General features: G+C 61.8%; 17 protein-coding genes. 12 read left to right on the top strand and 5 right to left on the bottom strand.

Going from position 1 to position 19,676, the window contains the following annotated elements; genetic code table 11:
• Positions 1 to 23: 23 nt before the first annotated feature.
• The 3 genes from dhaK to dhaM are packed head-to-tail and all read left to right on the top strand — an operon-like array spanning position 24 to position 3,178.
• Entirely contained in the window at positions 24 to 1,094 is a 1,071-nt protein-coding gene (gene dhaK / locus IMX17_RS18770; RefSeq protein WP_033644603.1) for a dihydroxyacetone kinase subunit DhaK, read from the top strand.
• A 9-nt stretch (positions 1,095 to 1,103) separates the two neighbouring features.
• Complete coding sequence (gene dhaL, locus IMX17_RS18765) at positions 1,104 to 1,736, top strand: dihydroxyacetone kinase subunit DhaL (RefSeq protein WP_046897285.1); 633 nt, start codon at positions 1,104 to 1,106, stop codon at positions 1,734 to 1,736.
• 11 nt (positions 1,737 to 1,747) lie between these two features.
• Positions 1,748 to 3,178: a dihydroxyacetone kinase phosphoryl donor subunit DhaM gene (gene dhaM, locus IMX17_RS18760; RefSeq protein ID WP_182265444.1), complete on the top strand. Its 1,431-nt coding sequence runs from the start codon at positions 1,748 to 1,750 to the stop codon at positions 3,176 to 3,178.
• On the opposite strand, the gene dhaR is transcribed toward dhaM, so the two are convergent.
• A complete protein-coding gene (gene dhaR, locus IMX17_RS18755; protein WP_193550091.1) occupies positions 3,175 to 5,124 on the bottom strand; it encodes a dihydroxyacetone kinase operon transcriptional regulator DhaR in 1,950 nt (649 codons plus the stop codon). The two genes, dhaM and dhaR, sit on opposite strands and share 4 nt — an antisense overlap.
• Positions 5,125 to 5,274: 150 nt before the next feature.
• On the bottom strand, positions 5,275 to 6,792 hold the full coding sequence (gene hasF / locus IMX17_RS18750) for a multidrug efflux transporter outer membrane subunit HasF (RefSeq protein ID WP_046897288.1): 1,518 nt from the start codon (positions 6,790 to 6,792) through the stop codon (positions 5,275 to 5,277).
• A 347-nt stretch (positions 6,793 to 7,139) separates the two neighbouring features.
• Between hasF and nudF the strand changes: the two genes are divergently transcribed.
• The 6 genes from nudF to IMX17_RS18720 all read left to right on the top strand — a co-directional run bounded on the left by nudF (position 7,140) and on the right by IMX17_RS18720 (position 12,557).
• Positions 7,140 to 7,772, top strand: a complete 633-nt coding sequence (nudF, locus tag IMX17_RS18745; RefSeq protein ID WP_004937242.1) for an ADP-ribose diphosphatase — start codon at positions 7,140 to 7,142, stop codon at positions 7,770 to 7,772.
• Positions 7,772 to 8,197, top strand: a complete 426-nt coding sequence (locus IMX17_RS18740; protein ID WP_046897289.1) for a DUF1249 family protein — start codon at positions 7,772 to 7,774, stop codon at positions 8,195 to 8,197. The genes nudF and IMX17_RS18740 overlap by 1 nt, the downstream gene beginning before the upstream one ends.
• 27 nt (positions 8,198 to 8,224) lie before the next feature.
• Complete coding sequence (gene cpdA, locus IMX17_RS18735) at positions 8,225 to 9,052, top strand: 3',5'-cyclic-AMP phosphodiesterase (protein ID WP_004937250.1); 828 nt, start codon at positions 8,225 to 8,227, stop codon at positions 9,050 to 9,052.
• Positions 9,052 to 9,636, top strand: coding sequence for an esterase YqiA (yqiA, locus tag IMX17_RS18730; protein ID WP_182265442.1), 585 nt, complete (start codon positions 9,052 to 9,054; stop codon positions 9,634 to 9,636). Before cpdA ends, yqiA begins: the two co-directional genes overlap by 1 nt.
• A 46-nt stretch (positions 9,637 to 9,682) precedes the next feature.
• Positions 9,683 to 11,578, top strand: coding sequence for a DNA topoisomerase IV subunit B (gene parE, locus IMX17_RS18725; protein ID WP_025304305.1), 1,896 nt, complete (start codon positions 9,683 to 9,685; stop codon positions 11,576 to 11,578).
• Between the two features lie 82 nt (positions 11,579 to 11,660).
• A complete protein-coding gene (locus IMX17_RS18720) occupies positions 11,661 to 12,557 on the top strand; it encodes a LysR substrate-binding domain-containing protein (protein ID WP_193550090.1) in 897 nt (298 codons plus the stop codon).
• A gap of 8 nt (positions 12,558 to 12,565) precedes the next feature.
• On the opposite strand, the gene IMX17_RS18715 is transcribed toward IMX17_RS18720, so the two are convergent.
• Positions 12,566 to 12,874, bottom strand: a complete 309-nt coding sequence (locus tag IMX17_RS18715; RefSeq protein ID WP_182265441.1) for a putative quinol monooxygenase — start codon at positions 12,872 to 12,874, stop codon at positions 12,566 to 12,568.
• Positions 12,875 to 12,907: 33 nt separating this feature from the next.
• Positions 12,908 to 13,489, bottom strand: coding sequence for an NAD(P)H-dependent oxidoreductase (locus IMX17_RS18710; protein ID WP_042785391.1), 582 nt, complete (start codon positions 13,487 to 13,489; stop codon positions 12,908 to 12,910).
• A gap of 325 nt (positions 13,490 to 13,814) precedes the next feature.
• Here IMX17_RS18710 and parC point away from each other — a divergent pair, with 325 nt between their 5' ends.
• The 3 genes from parC (at position 13,815) to ftsP (ending at position 18,617) form a co-directional block, all read left to right on the top strand.
• Positions 13,815 to 16,088, top strand: a complete 2,274-nt coding sequence (gene parC, locus IMX17_RS18705; RefSeq protein WP_193550089.1) for a DNA topoisomerase IV subunit A — start codon at positions 13,815 to 13,817, stop codon at positions 16,086 to 16,088.
• Between the two features lie 246 nt (positions 16,089 to 16,334).
• Positions 16,335 to 17,069: a 1-acylglycerol-3-phosphate O-acyltransferase gene (locus tag IMX17_RS18700; RefSeq protein WP_004937266.1), complete on the top strand. Its 735-nt coding sequence runs from the start codon at positions 16,335 to 16,337 to the stop codon at positions 17,067 to 17,069.
• Between the two features lie 132 nt (positions 17,070 to 17,201).
• On the top strand, positions 17,202 to 18,617 hold the full coding sequence (gene ftsP / locus IMX17_RS18695; protein WP_182265440.1) for a cell division protein FtsP: 1,416 nt from the start codon (positions 17,202 to 17,204) through the stop codon (positions 18,615 to 18,617).
• Positions 18,618 to 18,634: 17 nt separating this feature from the next.
• On the opposite strand, the gene IMX17_RS18690 is transcribed toward ftsP, so the two are convergent.
• Entirely contained in the window at positions 18,635 to 19,546 is a 912-nt protein-coding gene (locus tag IMX17_RS18690) for a LysR family transcriptional regulator (protein ID WP_182265490.1), read from the bottom strand.
• Positions 19,547 to 19,676 lie beyond the last annotated feature (130 nt).

Genomic DNA, 19,676 nt, shown 5'->3' with positions numbered 1-19,676 from the left:
CCTGGCTTACAGAGGAAACCATCGTGAAAAAACTGATTAATCAGGTCGAGTCGGTGTTGGAAGAGCAGTTGCAGGGGCTGGCGGAGGCTCATCCCGAGTTGCTGGTGCATGCGGATCCGGCGTTCGTCACCCGCGCCGACGCGCCGGTAGCGGGCAAAGTGGCGATCCTGTCCGGCGGCGGCAGCGGCCACGAGCCTATGCACTGCGGTTTTGTCGGTGAAGGGATGCTCGACGGCGCCTGTCCGGGCGAGATTTTCACCTCGCCGACGCCGGATAAAATGTACGAGTGCGGTCAGGCGATCGACGGCGGCGCCGGGGTGCTGCTGCTGATCAAGAACTACACCGGCGACGTGCTCAACTTCGAAACCGCCACCGAGCTGCTGCACGACAGCGGCGTCGCGGTGGCGACGGTGCTGGTGGATGATGACGTGGCGGTCAAGGACAGCCTGTTCACCGCCGGGCGGCGCGGGGTGGCCAACACCGTGCTGATGGAGAAATTGCTGGGCGCCGCCGCGGCGCGCGGCGACGATCTGGACAGCGTGGTGACGCTGGGGCATCGCATCAACAACCACGGGCATTCGATCGGCATCGCGCTGGGCGCCTGTACCGTTCCCGCCGCCGGCAAACCGTCGTTCACCCTGGCGGAGAACGAGATGGAGTTCGGCGTCGGCATTCACGGCGAGCCGGGCATTGCACGCCGTCCGTTCACCACGCTCAACGCGGCGGTGGACGACATGTTCCATACGCTGATCGACCACGGCCACTATCAGCGCACGATCCGCGTCTGGGATCGCCAACAGGGCGAGTGGCGCGACGAGATGCAGACCAAGCAGCCGCTGACGCGCGGCGATCGGGTGATCGCGTTGGTCAACAACCTGGGCGCCACGCCGCTGTCCGAGCTGTACGGCGTGTACCATCGGCTGGCGGAGCGCTGCGCCGAGGCGGGCATCATCATCGAACGCAACCTGGTGGGCGCATATTGCACTTCGCTCGATATGCAGGGCGTGTCCATCACGTTGTTGAACGTGGACGACGAACTGTTGTCCTTGTGGGATGCGCCGGTGAAAACGCCTGCGCTGCGTTGGGGTTGCTGAGGAGGAATCATGGCGTTGACCAAACAACAGGTCGTCGATTGGCTGATGCGTTGCGGCGAAGTGTTCAGCCGGGAGCGCGATTTTCTTACCCAACTGGACACCGAGATCGGCGATGCTGATCACGGCCTGAACATGAATCGCGGTTTCAATAAGGTGGTGGAAAAGCTGCCGTCGGTGGCGGACAAGGATATCGGCTTTATCCTGAAAAACACCGGCATGACGCTGCTGTCGAGCGTAGGCGGCGCCAGCGGCCCGCTGTTCGGCACCTTCTTCATCCGCGCGGCGCAGGCGGCGAACGCCAAGCAAAGCCTGGATCTGGCGGAGCTGCATCAAATGATGCAGGAAGGGGTGGAAGGCGTGGTGATGCGCGGCAAGGCGGAGCCGGGCGACAAGACCATGTGCGATGCCTGGTGGCCGGTGGTGGAAAGCCTCGGCCAGTCCGCACAGCAGAACCTGAGCGTGGCGGAGGCGCTGCAGCGCGCCGCCGACAGCGCCGAGCGGGCGGTGGAGAGCACCATCACCATGCAGGCGCGCAAGGGGCGGGCCAGTTATCTGGGCGAGCGCAGCATCGGCCACCAGGATCCCGGCGCCACTTCGGTGATGTTGATGATGAAAACGCTGGCCGAGGTTGCCGGCAGTTAGCAGGAGGCGAGATGATTAATATCGTGGTGGTTTCGCACAGCGCGTTGCTGGCGCGCGGCGTTGAGCAGTTGGCGCGGCAGATGATGCGCGGCGACGGCTGCAAACTGGCGCTGGCGGCGGGCGTCGATGACGAGCAGCACCCGATCGGCACCGACGCGGTCAAAGTGATGGAGGCGATCGAAGCGGTCGCCGACGGCGACGGCGTTCTGGTGCTGATGGATCTGGGCAGCGCGCTGCTCAGTGCCGAAACCGCGCTCGATCTGCTGGATCCGGATCTGGCCGCCAAAGTGCGGCTGTGCGCCGCGCCGCTGGTTGAAGGTACGCTGGCGGCGGTGGTGGCCGCCAACTCCGGCGCTTCGCTGGAGCAGGTGGTGGCGGAGGCGCAGGGGGCGCTGCAGGCCAAGCAGGCGCAGCTGGGCGAGGCTTCACCTACGGCGAAGCGCGCGGCTTTGCCGCTGGCGCAGGGCAAAAGCGCAACCTGGACGGTGCAGAACCCGCACGGACTGCACGCGCGCCCGGCGGCGCGGCTGGTCGAAGCGCTGGCGCCGTTCAAGGCCGAGCTGGTGCTGGAAAAACAGGGGCAGTGTGTCGATCCGCGCAGCCTTAATCAGCTGGCGCTGCTGCAGGTGCGCCACGGCGACACCATTCGTTTGATCGCCGACGGCGCGCAGGCGGACGAGGCGCTGGCGGCGTTCAAGGCGCTGGCGGAGCAACACTTCGGCGAGACGGTCTCCGAGCGGCAGCAGCCTTCGCTACACGGCATTCCGGTGGCGGAAAGCGTCACCAGCGGGCCGGTGTTTCAGGCCCGCAGTGTCTGGCCGCCAACCGCCGAGCGCCGGATAGGCGCGGACGAGGTGTTGGGCGAACAGCAACGCCTGCGGGAGGCGCTGCAGCAAACGTTGAGCGATCTCAACCGGCTGGCGGAGCGCACCGGCACCTTGATCGGCAAGCCGCAGGCGGCGATCTTCGGCGCTCACAGCATGCTGCTGGACGATCCGGATCTGCAGCAGGCGGCTTACACCCGCATCGCGCAGCAGCTGTGCAGCGCCGAGCAGGCCTGGCGGCAGGTGCTGGAGGCGATCGCCGAAGAGTACCGCGAGTTGGATGACGACTACATGCGGGCGCGCGAACTGGACGTGCGCGACATGCTGCGCCGCACGCTGTGCCACCTGCAGGGGCAGCCACTGCCGATCATTGCGCTCGCAGAGCCGTCAATATTGGTGATGGATGAGCTGATGCCTTCGGAGGTGGTGATGCTGGATCGCCGACTGGTGCTCGGCATCTGCCTGAGCGGCGGCAATGCCCTCTCGCACAGCGCCATTCTGGCGAAGGCGATGGGCATTCCGATGGTGGTCGGCATGCAGGATTGCCTGAGCAAAACCCGCAGCGGCCAGAAGGCGATGCTGGACGCCGCGCGCGGGGTGTTGCAGCTCAGCCACTAGGCGCGCAGCTTGAACTGGCGGATGTCGATCCCGTGCTGTTTGATCTTCCGCCACAGCGTGGTGCGGCCGATGCCCAGCAGCTGCGCCATTTCCGTCAGCTGGCCGCGGCTGACGGTCGCCGCCCGCAGGATCGCCTGGCGCTCCATGTCCGTCAGCGTCAACAGCGGCGCGCCGGGCTGCGGATCGCTTTCCAGCAGCGACGGCTGGCCGAGCAGGTGCGCCGGCAGGTCCGCCAGCTGGATGTGGTGGCCGTGGCAAATCATCGCCGCGCGCTCCACCACCCCTTTCAGTTCCAAATCGTTGCCCGGCCACAGATAGAGCGTCAACTGAGCCATCACCTCGTCATCCACCCGGAAGCGACACTGAAAATGTTGCTCCAGCGTGCCCAGATGGTGTTTGACCAGCAGTGGAATATCGCTCAGCCGCTGGCGCAGCGGCGGGATTTGGATCTCGAACGCCTGCAGGCTGTAAAACAGCTGGCGGCGGAAGCGGTTTTGTTGCACCAGCAGCGGCAGATCGGCGGCGCTGCCGGCGATCACCCGCACATCGACCGGGATCACCCGACTGGAATTGAGGCGGATCACCACGCCGGTTTTCAGCACCTGCAGCAGCGCCGACTGCATCTCCGCCGGCAGGTATTCGATCTGTTCCAGGTACAGCGTGCCGCCGTTAGCCAATTCGAATTTGCTGAGCTGGCCCGCCTCTTCTTCGCTGGCGTCGCTGCCCAGCAGCTCACGCAGCCCCTGTGCCTGCGGCAGCAGTTGGCAGTTGAGGGCAATATACGGCCCGGCGGCGCGCTCGCTGGCGTTGTGGATAGCCTGGCTGAGCCGCTCTTTGCCGACGCCTTCCTCCCCGCGCAACAAGATCGGATGCTGGCCTTTGGCCGCCTGCTGGCCGTAACGGATCAGTCGCCGCATTTCCAGCGAGGCGGAGGGCATCTGCTCGAAGCTGTGGCTGACGCGCCCCAGCTGGCTGCTGACATACTGACGCAGCCGTTCGAGCGGGTGCAGCAGGGCGATGAAACTGCAGCGATCGCCGTCGAAAATCGGCTTGAGCGTCAGCAAGGCGGCGATAAACTGCCGCTGGCTTTCGAAGGTGACTTCGACGTGTTGCAACGGTTGGCGGTCGGCGATGGCGCGCTTGAGCAGCGCGGGCAGCGTCAGCAACTGCGCCAACGGCTTGCCCTGACTCTGCTGTTCGTCCAGCTTCAGCAGGCCGGCGGCGCGCTGGTTGATGTATTGCAGGTAGCCGCGGTGATCCCAGGCCATGACGCCGTCGTCCACGCCGTCCAGCAGCCCGTAAAGCTGATTCAGATGGCGGTTGGATTCCGCCAGCAGGCTGTCGGCGTTCAGCGAGTTGCCGATTTCGCGGGCGATGGCCAGCGTCAGCGACAGATCGCCGGCAGCGCTGTCGGCCAGCAGGCAACCCAGGGCGATCGAGCCGCGCTGGCGGCCGCTGTTGTCGTAGACCGGCGTGGCGCAGAACGACCAGCCGTGCAGCGCCCGGCGCACGTGTTCTTCACCGCTCACCCGCACCGGGTGGCCTTCCGCCGCCGCCAGCGCCGGGGCATTGGTGCCGATCTGTCCTTCGGCCCAGTAAGCGCCGGGGGCGAATCCCAGTTGCTGCAGAATCTCCCAGGTTTGGGCGTCGCCGCAGCGCCACAGCATGCAGCCGCTCTCGTCGAGGATCATCAGCAGGCAACGCCGCGGCTCCATGTATTCGCAGGCGTCTTCCAGCGCCGCCTGGCCGAGCGTCAGCAGATCGTTCTTGCGGCGGCAAATCGATTCGAAGGTCGCGCCCTGCGCGCGGTGCGGCGCTTGCCAGACATCAGGCTGCATCAGGCTGCGGCAACGCAGCCAGGAGGCATACACCGCCGGCGTCGGGCGCAGCGGCGGCGGCAGTTCGCCGTCGTTAATCAGTTGCTGCCAACGTGAATCGTTGTCCATCGAACCTCATCCAACTGCGAAAACGAGAGTGACGATGATATCACCTGGCGCAGCGGCGGCTGTGAGGCGGCGGGCAGAAGCGGGGAAAATCGGGACAAAAAAAACGGGGCGCGGCGCAGGCCGGACCCCGTGTTTGTCAGCGTGCGGACATCAGTTGCGGAATGGGTTACCGCTGTGGCGAGCCGGTTGGCTGGTGGTAACGGCCGGCGCGGATGCGCGAGTGGCCGCCGGCGCTGGCGCCGCAGTCTGTTGCATCGGCGCATTGTCCTGATAACCGTCCGCATAGGCGTCCTGCGCGCGGTTTTGCGGTGCGACGGCGTCTGGCGCGGTCGATACCGGCTTGCCCAACGCGCCGTTCAGCAGCAGCAGATCGTTCTGGTTCAGCGTGCCGAGCGCCGACTTGATGTTCAGCTGGTTGATCAAATAGGTATAACGCGCGTCGGACAGCTGACGTTTGGCGTTATACAGCGTGGTGGTGGCGTCCAGCACATCGACGATGGTGCGGGTACCGACCTGATAACCGGCTTCCATCGCGTCCAGGGAGCTCTGCGCGGAGATCACCGCCTGTTTATAGGCGTTGATGCTGCTGATCGAAGCGTTAACGTTGTTGAACGATGAACGCACGGTCTGCACCACGCTGCGGTGAGCGCTTTCCAGCTGCTCGCTGGCGCCGACAAAGCCGTACTGCGCTTGTTTAACCTGCGAGTTGGTCGCGCCGCCGCTGTACAGCGGCAGATTGAAGCTGATGCCCACTTTATTTTGGCCCGCATCGGAGTCGCTGTAGCGTGCAGCATTCGCGCCGCCGGTCTTTGAGCCGTTGTATTTGGTATTGCTGATACCGGTTGACGCGCTGACGTCAATCGTCGGCATATAGCCGGTTTGGGCTGCGCGGATTTGCTCGCGCGCCAGATCCTGGCTCAGGCGGGCGGACAGCAGGCTCAGGTTGCGCGCCTCCGCTTCTTTCAGCAGGTTGTTCACCGCTTCCGGGCGCTGGGTGCTGAAGCGATCGGTGTTCAGCGAGGCCAGCTCAGGATAGAAGCTGCCGGTGACCTGACGCAGCGTTTCCAGCGCGTTGTCCAGATCGTTGCGGGCGGAGACTTCCGCCGCCAGCACGGTGTCATAGTTCGAGCGGGCGTTCTGCACGTCGGTGATCGCCACCAGGCCCACGTTGAAGCGCTGAGTGGTTTGATCCAGCGTGCGGTACACCGCGTCTTTCTGGGCCTGAGTGTACGACAGCGTGTCGATCGCCTTCAGCACGTTGAAGTAGGCGGTGGCGGTGTTGAGAATCAGCGACTGCTCTGCGGTCTGGAAGGTGACGTCGGAGATGCCGGCGCTCTTTTCCTGCAGCGTCAGCTGGCGCCATTTCGACATGTCGAAGAGGGTCTGCGTCAATGCCAGCGAACCGCTGGTGACGTTGCTGTTAACGCCATTGCTGTCACGATAACCGTTGGTGTAATCGTAACCTGCAGTTAAACCGAGCTGCGGCAGCAGCGGGCTGCGCGCTTCATTGATCTTTTCGAATGCGGCGTCGCGGTCAGCAGCACTTTTGCGCAGATCCGGGTTACTTTCCCTGGCCTGTTTGTAGACCTGCAGCAGGTTCTCTGCCTGGCTCATTGCACTGAAGCCGCCCAGGCTCAGTCCGATAAGAAGGGGGAGCAGTTTCTTCATTTGCATTCCTTGTTGTGCAGCAATATTGCTATGTTAGCGCTGACGATAGACGAAATAGTTGCCGATTCTAGCAGAGTCTGCGGTACGCATCAGGTGGCTGAATGTGCCATCTCACGTAACTTTTACCTTTCAGACCGCCCATTTACCTTGGCGTACTGCCCGGGCCGACTGCAGCTGATATTATGGCTGACAATCAGGATTGTTTCCCGCTATTACCCGCGAGCGCACAAACGCGCCGCGTCCGGCGGCGAAAAACAGCCTAACATAAAGCGGCGGCGGTGAGACCCGCTGTTTCTGTCATCAAAACCGTTTATTTTATCGGCATACTCACGCAGGAGAATTCGCGCATGAACCGTTCGCAGCCGTCACCCGTCACCTTCGATAAAAAAGATGTAGAAATTATTGCACGCGAGACGCTGTACCGTGGTTTTTTTTCACTCAATTTATACCGGTTTCGCCATCGCTTGTTCAATGGTGAAATGAGTCCTGAAATCACGCGTGAAATTTTCGAACGCGGCCATGCGGCGGTGCTGCTGCCCTACGACCCGGTGCGCGATGAAGTGGTGCTGATTGAACAACTGCGCATCGCCGCGGTCGATACCAGTAATTCACCCTGGCTGCTGGAAATGGTGGCGGGTATGATCGAAACCGGCGAAAGCGTCGAAGACGTGTGCCGCCGCGAAGCGCAGGAAGAAGCCGGCGTGGTGGTCGGGCGCTGCAAGCCGGTGCTGAGCTATCTGGCCAGCCCCGGCGGCACCAGCGAACGCTTGTCGATCATGGTCGGCGAGGTGGACGCCGGCACCGCCGAGGGCATCCACGGCCTGGCGGAAGAGCATGAAGATATTCGCGTCCATGTGGTCAGCCGCGAGCAGGCTTACCGCTGGGTGGAAGAGGGCGCGATCGATAACGCCGCATCAGTGATTGCATTGCAATGGCTGGCGTTGCACCATGAATCGTTGAGAAAAGAGTGGGCCAACTAATGAAACAGCGCTATACCCCTGATTTCCCCGAAATGATGAGATTGTGCGAAACCAACTTCGCGCAATTGCGCCGCTTGCTGCCGCGCAACGACGAAGCGGGCGAAACGGTGACTTATCAGGTGAATGGCGCCGGCTATCGTTTGACCATCGTTGAGTCCACGCGTTACACGTCGCTGGTGGCGATCGAGCAGATCTTTCCGGCGGTCAGCTACTGGAGCCTGCCCGCGATGACGGTGCGGTTATACCATGACGCCATGGTTGCGGAAGTGTGTTCCAGTCAGCAGATCTACCGCTTTAAAGCGCGTTATGATTATCCTAATAAAAAGTTGCATCAACGCGACGAAAAGCATCAAATTAACCAGTTTCTTGCTGATTGGCTGCGCTACTGTTTGGCGCATGGAGCGATGGCGGTTCCGGTTTGTTAGACAGACTGAAATAACAAAGGACACCATTTGGAAAGCCTGTTTAAACTGCCCGTGGCGAGTGGGGCCGCGGTCAGGATTCTACAAATAACAGATACCCACCTTTTTGCCGGCGAACACGAGACGTTGCTCGGCATCAATACCTATCGCAGCTATCACGCGGTGCTGGACGCCATTCAGGCGCAGCGCCGCGATGTTGATTTGATCGTCGCCACGGGAGATTTGGCGCAGGATCATTCGCAGGAGGCGTACCGCCACTTCGCCGCCGGCATTGCGCAACTGCCGGCTCCGTGCGTGTGGCTGCCGGGCAACCACGATTTCCAACCGGCGATGGTCGACGCGTTGGCCGCCGCCGGCATCGCCCCTTCCAAGCAGGTGCTGCTGGGCGATAACTGGCAGGTGCTGATGTTGGACAGCCAGGTGTTCGGCGTACCGCACGGCGAGCTGAGCGAATACCAGCTCGAGTGGATGGAACGCTGCCTGCAGGCGCACCCCGAGCGCTACACGCTGTTGCTGCTGCACCACCATCCGCTGCCTTCCGGCTGCACCTGGCTCGATCAGCACAGCCTGCGCAACCCGCATATGCTGGGCGCGATCCTGTTGCGCTACCCGAAGGTGAATACCGTGGTGTGCGGTCATATTCACCAGGATCTGGATCTGGAATGGCAGGGCCGGCGCCTGTTGGCGACGCCGTCCACCTGCGTGCAATTCAAGCCGCACTGCACTAACTTTACCATCGACGACGTCTCCCCCGGCTGGCGTTACCTCGATCTGTTGCCGGACGGCCGCGTCGAGACGCAGGTGTTCCGCCTGGAAAACGACGATTTCCGCCCCGATATGGACTCGGATGGATACTGATGCCTTCGACACTGCTCTACCTGCACGGTTTCAACAGCTCGCCGCAGTCGGCCAAGGCGGTGGCCTTCAAGGCCTGGCTGACCGAACACCATCCCGCTATCGAGATGCTGGTGCCGCAGCTGCCGGCCTTTCCGGCGGAGGCCGCCGAGATGCTGGAAAATCTGGTGCTGGAACGCGCCGGACAAACGCTCGGATTGGTGGGGTCCTCGCTGGGCGGCTATTACGCCACCTGGCTGTCGCAGTGTTTTTCGCTGCCGGCGGTGGTGGTCAACCCGGCGGTCAAGCCGTTTGAATTGCTGGTCGACTATCTCGGCGCCAACGAGAACCCCTACACCGGCCAGCAATATGTGTTAGAGTCTCGTCACGTTTACGATCTGAAAGTGATGCAGATCGATCCTTTGGAGTCGCCGGATTTAATCTGGCTGCTGCAGCAAACGGGCGATGAAATTCTCGATTACGGCCAGGCAGTGGCGTATTACACCGCGTGTCGGCAAACGGTGGAGTCGGGTGGAAACCACGCCTTCGTCGGTTTCGAGCACTACTTCCCCCAGATTGTGGATTTTTTAGGGCTAAACGCGGTCTGACGGACCGTTCCGGCACCTCCCTTTAACCACGAAAAAATAATCAACGATGACTCAATCCAGCTATAACGCTGATGCCATTGAAGTACTCAGCGGTCTAGAACCAGTGCGCCGTCGTCCCGGCATGTATACCGACACGACGCGCCCAAACCACCTCGGCCAAGAGGTGATCGATAACAGCGTCGACGAAGCGTTGGCCGGACACGCCAAGCGTATCGACGTGATCCTGCACGCCGATCAGTCGCTGGAAGTGATCGACGACGGCCGCGGCATGCCGGTGGACATCCACCCGGAAGAGGGCGTGCCGGCGGTTGAGTTGATCCTGTGCCGGCTGCACGCCGGCGGTAAATTCTCGAATAAAAACTACCAGTTCTCCGGCGGCCTGCACGGCGTTGGGATCTCGGTGGTCAACGCCCTGTCGAAGCGGGTAGAAGTCAACGTGCGCCGCGACGGCAACGTCTATGGCATCGCCTTCGAAAACGGCGACAAAGTGCAAGACCTGACGGTGACCGGCACCTGCGGCAAACGCAACACCGGCACCAGCGTGCACTTCTGGCCGGACGAACAGTTCTTCGACAGCCCGCGTTTCTCGGTATCGCGCCTCACTCACCTGCTGAAAGCCAAAGCGGTGCTGTGCCCCGGCGTTGAGATCTATTTCATCGACAAGGTGAACAACACCGAGCAGCGCTGGTGCTATCAGGACGGCCTGACCGACTACCTGATGGAAGCGGTTAACGGCCTGATCACCCTGCCGGAAGCGCCGTTCGTCGGCAATTTCGCCGGTGATACCGAAGCGGTGGACTGGGCGCTGCTGTGGCTGCCGGAAGGCGGCGAGCTGCTGACCGAAAGCTACGTCAACCTGATCCCGACCATGCAGGGCGGCACCCATGTCAACGGCCTGCGTCAGGGGCTGCTGGACGCGATGCGCGAGTTCTGCGAATTCCGCAACATCCTGCCGCGCGGCGTGAAGCTGTCGGCGGAGGATATCTGGGATCGCTGCGCCTACGTGCTGTCGGTGAAGATGCAGGATCCGCAGTTCGCCGGGCAGACCAAAGAGCGTCTCTCTTCGCGTCAGTGCGCGGCCTTCGTTTCCGGCGTGGTGAAAGACGCCTTCAGCCTGTGGCTGAACCAGAACGTTCAGGCGGCGGAACAGCTGGCCGAGCTGGCGATTTCCAGCGCCCAACGCCGTCTGCGCGCCGCCAAGAAAGTGGTGCGCAAGAAGCTGACCAGCGGGCCGGCGCTGCCGGGCAAGCTGGCGGACTGCACCTCGCAGGATCTGGCCATGACCGAACTGTTCCTGGTGGAAGGGGACTCGGCGGGCGGATCGGCCAAGCAGGCGCGCGATCGCGAATATCAGGCGATCATGCCGCTGAAGGGCAAGATCCTGAATACCTGGGAAGTCTCCTCGGACGAAGTGCTGGCCTCGCAGGAAGTGCATGACATTTCCGTGGCGATCGGCATCGATCCGGACAGCGAAGATCTCAGCCAGTTGCGCTACGGCAAAATCTGCATCCTGGCGGATGCGGACTCCGACGGCCTGCACATCGCTACGCTGCTGTGCGCGCTGTTCGTGCGCCACTTCCGTTCGCTGGTGAAAGGCGGGCACGTTTATGTGGCCATGCCGCCGCTGTACCGCATCGATCTCGGTAAAGAGGTGTTCTACGCGCTGGATGAAGAAGAGAAAGCCGGCGTGCTGGAACAGCTGAAGCGCAAGAAAGGCAAGCCGAACGTCCAGCGCTTTAAAGGGCTGGGCGAGATGAACCCGCTGCAGCTGCGCGAAACCACCCTCGATCCGAACACCCGCCGTCTGGTGCAATTGACGGTCGCGGAAGATGATGTCGATCAGACGCTGGCGGTGATGGACATGCTGTTGGCCAAGAAGCGTTCGGAAGATCGCCGCAACTGGCTGCAAGACAAGGGCGACATGGCCGAATTGGCGGTCTGAGCCTGACCCTGGCCCGGTGAAACGCCGGGCCGGCTTTCCCGCAGGGCGTTCATGCGGCGCCCGATAACCTGGGCCGGAATGCATGAAGATCACGCTCGAAGAATTGCTGGCGTTCACTTCGGTGGTCGACAGCGGTTCCATTACCGCCGCCGCCGATCGGCTCGGCCAGACGACTTCCGGCATCAGCCGCGCGCTCAGCCGCCTGGAGAATAAGCTCGAAACCACCCTGATGCGCCGCACTACGCGTCGCCTGGAGCTGACCGAAGAGGGGCAAAGCTTCCTGAGCCATGCGCGTACGATCATCAGCTCGGTGGAAAATGCCGAAGAACAAATGGCGGTGCGCCGGCAGATGCCGGCCGGGCGACTGCGGGTCAATGCGGCTGCGCCTTTTATGGAGCACGTCATCGTGCCGCTGGTGGCGGGGTTCAGGGAACGTTATCCGCAAATTTCGCTCGAGCTGAACACCGACAATCTGATCATCGATCTGCTGGAAAAACGCACGGATATCGCCATTCGCATCGGCGCGTTGCGCGATTCGACCATTCATGCACGCGCGCTGGGCGCCAGCCGGTTGCGCATCCTCGCCAGCCCGGCTTATCTGCAGCAGCACGGCACGCCGCAGAGCGTGGAGGCGTTGCACCGGCATTGTCTGCTCGGTTTTACCCAGCCGGAATCGCTGAACCAGTGGCCGTTGCGCTATCGCCAGGCACCGCATTTCACCATCACGCCGACGATCTCGGCGTCCAGCGGTGAAACGCTGCGGCAATTGGCGCTGCGGGGCGAGGGGATCGTACAGCTGGCAGACTTTATGACCCGGCGCGATCGGGAAGCGGGCAAGTTGGTGACGTTGCTGGAGCAGGAGACGCTGGATGTACGCCAGCCGATTAATGCGGTGTATTACCGCAATACGCAATTGGCGGCGCGCATCACCTGTTTTCTGGACTACGTCAGCGCGCACATCGACGCGCAGACGTTATAAGGCGGAGCTTACAGGGCGTTTTCCAGGATGTAGATCTCGGTGTCCAGCACGCTGTCTTTGAGGGTGTCGCGGTGTTTGAGCATGTGATCAATGGCCAGATGTTTTTCCAGATGCGCCATGCTTTCCCATTTCTCCAGCATGAACACCGAATCCGGCGACCGCTTCTGCCACGGCGCCTGGGTATTGCTGTCGACCATCGGCGTGTATTCGCCGCAACCTTCTTCCGCCAGCACCAGCGGCACCAACTTTTCAATGGCTTGCAGTACGGTGGCGCGGTGGCCGGGTTTCACTTTGATTTCTGCGATTACGGTGATCATGCTTACCTCGTTGATGAGTATGTTCTGCGTCAGTTAAGCAAAAATTTTCGCCAGATGCTCGCGATAACGTGCGATGTCCGCTTCGATATCCGGTTGTTTTATCACGTCATTGCAGATAAAGGTCGGCAGCGCTTCCATTCCCAGGAACTGGTTGGCCTTGTGGAAGTGCAGGTAAACGCCGTCGACGCCGACGCCGTGGAAGAACTGATCGGGATCGGTGAAGGCCTCCAGCGGGGCGTTCCAGGTCAGGCTCAGCAGGTATTTTTTGCCCTGGATCAGGCCGCCGGAGCCATATTTTTTGCTTTCGTCAGAACGAGAGCGGCCGTCGCTGGCATACAGGCTGCCGTGACCGGCGGTGAACACTTCATCGATGTATTTTTTCAGGATCCAGGGTTCGCCCATCCACCAGCCCGGCATCTGGTAGATGACCGCGTCGGCCCACAGGTATTTCTTTACCTCGGCTTCGATGTCATAACCGTCGTCGACCACGGTGACCTGCACATCGTGCTGCAGATCGCGCAGGAAGCTTTCCGCCACGTCGCTCAGGGTTTGGTTGAGTTCGCCGTTGGAATGGCCGAATTGCTTTTTAGCGTTGATAATCAGGATATTGCTCATCTTTCGCGGCTCCCGTCAGAGTTAAGATATGGCATGCTTCCCGCCGAAAAGGGGGAAACTACCTAGCTGGCGATGAGTGTAATCGTTAGCCGCGCAGGTAAAAATGCGATCCAGCGCACAACAGTGTTGACTGCCAGTCAATAAACGGGCCGCCAGACAGCGAAATTTTGCATAAACCGCATCGCGCAACCGGCCGCCGCCGGCGATCCTTGCGCCAACTGTGACAGCCACCCTGCAGATGGGTTACTATCGCGGGCAGAATCGACAAGCGATGCCTTTTGTCGTCCAAGGGATTGCCAAGCCACGGTCTGAGGATAATTGAGTAATGAGTGATCTGACTCATGACGGTGTAGAGCGTTTACCGCTGCACACATTCACTGAAAACGCCTATCTGAACTATTCCATGTACGTCATCATGGATCGGGCGTTGCCGTACATTGGCGACGGTTTGAAGCCGGTACAACGCCGCATCATCTACGCCATGTCTGAACTGGGGCTGACCAACAGCGCCAAATTCAAGAAGTCCGCCCGCACCGTGGGCGACGTGCTGGGTAAATATCACCCGCACGGCGACAGCGCGTGTTATGAAGCCATGGTGCTGATGGCGCAGCCGTTCTCGTATCGCTATCCGCTGGTGGACGGCCAGGGGAACTGGGGTGCGCCGGACGATCCCAAGTCGTTCGCGGCGATGCGTTATACCGAATCGCGCCTGTCCAAATACGCCGAGGTCTTGCTGGCCGAACTGGGCCAGGGCACGGTCGACTGGATCCCGAACTTTGACGGCACGCTGCAAGAGCCGAAGATGCTGCCGGCGCGCCTGCCGAACATCCTGCTGAACGGCACCACCGGCATCGCGGTCGGCATGGCGACCGACATTCCGCCGCACAACGTGCGCGAAGTCGCCGCCGCCGCGGTGGCGCTGCTCGACAAGCCGGGCGCCTCGCTCGATGACCTGCTCGAGTTCGTGCAGGGGCCGGACTTCCCGACCGAAGCCGAGATCATCACCCCGCGCGATGAAATTCGCAAAATTTACCAGAGCGGCCGCGGCTCGGTGCGCATGCGCGCCGTGTGGAAGAAAGAGGATGGCAGCGCGGTGATCACCGCCTTACCGCATCAGGTTTCCGGCGCCAAGGTGCTGGAGCAGATAGCCAGCCAGATGCGCGCCAAGAAGCTGCCGATGGTCGAAGACCTGCGCGATGAATCCGATCACGAGAACCCGACGCGTCTGGTGATCGTGCCGCGTTCCAACCGCATCGATCTGGAGCAGGTGATGAATCACCTGTTCGCCACCACCGATCTGGAGCGCAGCTACCGCATCAACATGAACATGATCGGTCTGGACAACCGCCCGCAGGTGAAAGGGCTGGTGGATATCCTCACCGAATGGCTGGCCTACCGTCGCGATACGGTGCGCCGCCGCCTGAACTACCGCCTCGAGAAGGTGCTCAAGCGCCTGCATATCCTCGAAGGTTTGCTGGTGGCGTTCCTCAACATCGACGAGGTGATCCACATTATCCGCAGCGAGGATGAGCCGAAGCCGGTGCTGATGCAGCGTTTCGGCATCTCCGATACCCAGGCGGAAGCGATCCTCGAGCTGAAACTGCGTCACCTGGCCAAGCTGGAAGAGGTCAAGATCCGCGGCGAGCAGGACGAACTGGCGAAAGAGCGCGATCAGCTGCAGGCGCTGCTGGCGTCCGAACGCAAGCTGAATACGCTGATTAAGAAAGAGATCCAGGCCGATGCGCAGACCTACGGCGACGATCGCCGTTCGCCGCTGACCGAGCGCGCGGAAGCCAAGGCGATGAGCGAGCACGACTTCGTGCCGTCCGAGCCGGTGACCATCGTGCTGTCGGAAATGGGCTGGGTGCGCAGCGCCAAGGGCCACGACATCGATCCGGCCGGCCTGAGCTACAAGGCTGGCGACAGCTTCCGCGGCGCGGCGCGCGGCAAGAGCAATCAGCCGGTGGTGTTTATCGACTCTACCGGGCGCAGCTATGCGCTCGATCCGATGACGCTGCCTTCGGCGCGCGGGCAGGGCGAGCCGCTGACCGGCAAGCTGACGCCGCCGCCGGGCGCCACCATCGAGCAGGTGCTGATGGCGGCCGACGATCAGAAGCTGCTGATGGCGTCCGACGCCGGTTACGGTTTCGTCTGCACCTTTAACGATCTGGTGGCGCGCAACCGCGCCGGCAAGGTGATGATCACGCTGCCGGACAACGCCAGAGCGCTGCCGCCGATGGAGATCCACGGCGCAGATGATATGCTGCTGTCGATCACCGCCGCCGGGCGCATGCTGATGTTCCCGGTCGCCGATCTGCCGCAGCTGTCGAAGGGCAAGGGCAACAAGATCGTCTCCATTCCGGCGGCGCAGGCCGCCGCCGGTGAAGACAAGCTGGCCTGGCTGTTCGTGCTGCCGCCGCAGGCGTCCGTCACGCTGCACGTCGGCAAACGCAAGCTGACGCTGCGTCCGGAAGATCTGCAGAAGTTCCGTGCGGAACGCGGCCGCAAGGGCACCCAACTGCCGCGCGGCCTGCAGCGCATCGATCGCGTCGAAGTGGATGCGCCGGTGCGGGCGTCGGGTGGCGACAGCGAAGAGTAAGCGTTGGCACCAGCGTTAACGGGCGGTCGCAGCATGCTGTGGCCGCCTTATTTATTTTTGCTGGCGTTTATTTTCCAAATAGTTAACATTTCTGCGCATAAAATTATTGTGCGTACTGCCGCCTGGCGGGAAAATAGCGAGAAATGCAGGCGACATAGGCGTGCTTTCCGCCTGGTCGGCAAATAATGAGTAAAGGAATCTGCGCAGCGAAGTAAACTGCGTTGGCAGTGTGCTAATGAGGTTGTTATGTTATTGATTTTGCGTGCCGTTCTCGCCACTCTTTTCTGTATTCTGGTGTGTATTTTCGGTTCGGTTTACTGCTTGTTCAGTCCGCGTAATCCTCGCCATGTGGCGACCTTCGGCCATCTTTTCGGCCGTCTATCGACGCTGTTCGGCATCAAGGTTGAAACCCGCGTGCCGGCCGATGCGGCCAACAACGGCAACTGCATCTATATCGCCAACCACCAAAATAACTACGACATGGTGACGGCCTCTAATATCGTGCAGCCGCGCACCGTGACCGTCGGTAAAAAAAGTCTGGTGTGGATCCCGTTTTTCGGCCCGCTGTATTGGCTGACCGGTAATCTGCTGATAGATCGTGATAATCGCGCCAAGGCGCACGGCACCATCGCCCAGGTGGCGGAGCAGTTCAAGAAGAAAGACATTTCGATCTGGATGTTCCCGGAAGGGACCCGCAGCCGCGGCCGTGGGCTGATGCCGTTTAAAACCGGCGCGTTCCACGCGGCCATTGCCGCCGGCGTGCCGATTGTGCCGATCTGTGTATCGACCACCAGCGGTAATATAAATCTTAATCGCTGGAATAACGGTCATGTGATCGTCGAGATGTTGGCGCCGGTGGATACCAGCAAATACGGCAAAGAAAACGTGCGCGAGCTGGCGGCCCATTGCCGCGAGCTGATGGAGGCGAAAATCGCCGAATTGGACGCCGAAGTCGCCCAGCGCAACGCCGCCAAAAAATAAGAGTCTACCGGCTTCAAAGAAGAGTTTTTTAATTGGCGTTCAGCGCCGTTAACGCCTGAGCGCCTGCTAATCTTGATTGGCGGGCGTTTGGGTTTTGCACACGGTTTAGTTATTGCTTTTCATGGAGAAAATATGTCACTCAGTCGACGTCAGTTTTTACAGGCATCGGGCCTGGCGCTGTGCGCGGGCGCCGTGCCGCTGAGGGCTGAGGCGAGCGGAACGCAGACCCCATTACCCATTCCCCCGTTGCTGGAGTCTCGCCGCGGTCAGCCGCTGTTCCTGACCTTGCAGCGTGCCCACTGGGCGTTTATGGATAACCGCAAAGCGGCGGTGTGGGGCATCAACGGCATGTACCTGGGGCCGACGGTGCGGGTTTACAGCGGCGACGACGTCAAACTGATCTACAGCAACCGCCTGCAGGAGCCGGTGGCGATGACCATCAGCGGTCTGCAGGTGCCGGGCACGCTGATGGGCGGCGCGCCGCGCATGATGTCGCCCAACGTCGACTGGTCGCCGGTGCTGCCCATTCGTCAGGCGGCGGCCACCTGCTGGTACCACGCCAACACGCCGAACCGCATGGCGCCGCACGTGTACAACGGGCTGGCCGGGCTGTGGCTGGTGGAGGATGCCGTCAGCAAAGCGCTGCCGCTGCCCAACCACTACGGCGTCGACGATTTCCCGCTGATCATTCAGGACAAACGCTTCGATAACTTCGGCACGCCGCAATACGATGCGCCGTCGCAGGGCGGCTTCGTCGGCGATACGCTGTTGGTCAACGGCGTGCAAAACCCGTATGTCGACGTGTCGCGCGGCTGGGTGCGTTTGCGTTTGCTCAACGCCTCCAACGCGCGGCGTTATACCCTGCAGCTCAGCGACGGGCGGCCGTTCAACGTGATCGCCAGCGATCAGGGCTTCCTGCCTGCGCCGGTTGCGGTGCAGCAGCTGTCGCTGGCGCCGGGCGAACGCCGGGAAGTGCTGATCGACATGTCGAAGGGCGACGAGGTGACCATCACCGCCGGTGAAGCGGCGGGCATCATGGATCGCCTGCGCGGCCTGTTCGAGCCGTCGAGCATTCTGGTGTCCACCCAGGTGCTGACGCTACGCCCGACCGGCCTGCTGCCGCTGGTGACCGACAACCTGCCGATGCGCCTGCTGGCGGATCAGCTGTTGGACGGCAGCGCCAGCCGCACCCGCGATTTCCGCCTGGGCGACGGCGGCGTCGGCATCAACGGCGCAATTTGGGACATGAACCGCATCGACGTACAGGCGCAGCAAGGCACCTGGGAACGCTGGAACATTCATGCGGATACGCCGCAGGCGTTCCATATTCAGGGCGTGCAGTTCCTGATCAAACGCGTCAACGGCGCGCAGCCGATGGCGGAAGATCGCGGCTGGAAGGATACCGTCTGGGTCGATGGCGACGTCGAGCTGCTGGTGTATTTCAACCAATCCACTTCCGAACACTTCCCGTTCCTGTATTACAGCCAGACGCTGGAAATGGCCGATCGCGGCACCGCCGGCCAGCTGATGGTGCAGCCGACGATGTAACCCGCTCTGCGGGCCGCTTAGGGCGCCCGCAGCATCGCCAAAAAAGCCTGCACCACCGGCGTGACGCTGTCGGTACGGTATACCGCATACAGATCCGCCGGGGGCGCCTGCTGCAGCGAGCAAAACCGCACGCCGGGCCACGGGATGCGGCCGTAGCTGTCCGGCAGCAGCGTAATGCCGCAGCCTTCCGCTACCAGCGCCAGCAGGGTTTGCGGTTCATTGACCTGATAAGCGACGTCCGGCAAAAATCCCTGCTGCAGACACAGATTGTGCAGATACAGCCCCAGGCTGGCCTCATGCGGCGGCAGCACGATGAAGCTGTCGTTTTGCAGCGCCGCCAGCGGGATATTCTCCTGCTGCGCCAGCGGATGATCGAGTGGCAGCACCACGGCGATGCTTTCGCGCGCCAGCCGTTGGCAGCTCAATCCCGGCAGCGTCTGCTGCTGCGCCTCTCGCCAGACCCCGATATCGATATGCCGCTTTTGCAGCGCGGCGATTTGCTGGCTGGGCGTCAGCTCATTCAACGACCAGGTAGCGCCGACGCTCTGCTCGCTGAACCGCCGCAGCGCCGCAATCAAGCCGCCCCAGGCCGAGGTGCCGACCATGCCGACCACCATGTGGCCGCCTTCGCCGCGCCCCATTTGTTGCACCTGATGCAGCGCGCTGTCGGCCTGATCCAGCAGCCGCTCGACGTTGCGCAGCAGCGTGCGGCCGGCCGGCGTCAGCGTCATGGAGCGGGTGGTGCGTTTGAACAGCACTACGCCGAGTTGGCTCTCCAGCTCTTTGATGTGCTTGCTGAGCGGCGGCTGTGACATATTCAACCGCCGCGCCGCCTGAGTGAAATTCATCTCTTCCGCCACCACGCGGAAATAGTGCAGCAGGCGGAAGTTAATCCGACCGGGATCGGGCAGGGCATGGTGCGGGTTCATTCGGGACATCGACTCCTGTGACGCAGCTCAACTTATAGGTAAATGGAATAAATCGGCCGTCAAGAATGTATTGGTCTCGGCCGCGCCTCGCTCTCTACTATGGGGCTTATTGTCCCCCGCTTAAAGAGAG

Source organism: Serratia sp. X3, assembly GCF_014982455.1.
GTDB classification, from domain to species: Bacteria; Pseudomonadota; Gammaproteobacteria; order Enterobacterales; family Enterobacteriaceae; genus Serratia; species Serratia ureilytica.
This window is presented reverse-complemented; position numbering and strand designations above follow the sequence as displayed.

Excerpts from the sequence above, each read along its gene's own strand:
- IMX17_RS18715 (WP_182265441.1), bottom strand. The coding sequence starts at position 12,874 with ATGATCACCGTAATCGCAGAAATCAAAGTGAAACCCGGCCACCGCGCC.
- parE (WP_025304305.1), top strand. The coding sequence starts at position 9,683 with ATGACTCAATCCAGCTATAACGCTGATGCCATTGAAGTACTCAGCGGT.
- dhaL (WP_046897285.1), top strand. The coding sequence starts at position 1,104 with ATGGCGTTGACCAAACAACAGGTCGTCGATTGGCTGATGCGTTGCGGC.
- IMX17_RS18690 (WP_182265490.1), bottom strand. The coding sequence starts at position 19,546 with ATGAACCCGCACCATGCCCTGCCCGATCCCGGTCGGATTAACTTCCGC.
- IMX17_RS18740 (WP_046897289.1), top strand. The coding sequence starts at position 7,772 with ATGAAACAGCGCTATACCCCTGATTTCCCCGAAATGATGAGATTGTGC.
- yqiA (WP_182265442.1), top strand. The coding sequence starts at position 9,052 with ATGCCTTCGACACTGCTCTACCTGCACGGTTTCAACAGCTCGCCGCAG.
- parC (WP_193550089.1), top strand. The coding sequence starts at position 13,815 with ATGAGTGATCTGACTCATGACGGTGTAGAGCGTTTACCGCTGCACACA.
- hasF (WP_046897288.1), bottom strand. The coding sequence starts at position 6,792 with ATGAAGAAACTGCTCCCCCTTCTTATCGGACTGAGCCTGGGCGGCTTC.
- dhaR (WP_193550091.1), bottom strand. The coding sequence starts at position 5,124 with ATGGACAACGATTCACGTTGGCAGCAACTGATTAACGACGGCGAACTG.
- ftsP (WP_182265440.1), top strand. The coding sequence starts at position 17,202 with ATGTCACTCAGTCGACGTCAGTTTTTACAGGCATCGGGCCTGGCGCTG.
- nudF (WP_004937242.1), top strand. The coding sequence starts at position 7,140 with ATGAACCGTTCGCAGCCGTCACCCGTCACCTTCGATAAAAAAGATGTA.
- dhaM (WP_182265444.1), top strand. The coding sequence starts at position 1,748 with ATGATTAATATCGTGGTGGTTTCGCACAGCGCGTTGCTGGCGCGCGGC.
- IMX17_RS18720 (WP_193550090.1), top strand. The coding sequence starts at position 11,661 with ATGAAGATCACGCTCGAAGAATTGCTGGCGTTCACTTCGGTGGTCGAC.
- IMX17_RS18710 (WP_042785391.1), bottom strand. The coding sequence starts at position 13,489 with ATGAGCAATATCCTGATTATCAACGCTAAAAAGCAATTCGGCCATTCC.
- IMX17_RS18700 (WP_004937266.1), top strand. The coding sequence starts at position 16,335 with ATGTTATTGATTTTGCGTGCCGTTCTCGCCACTCTTTTCTGTATTCTG.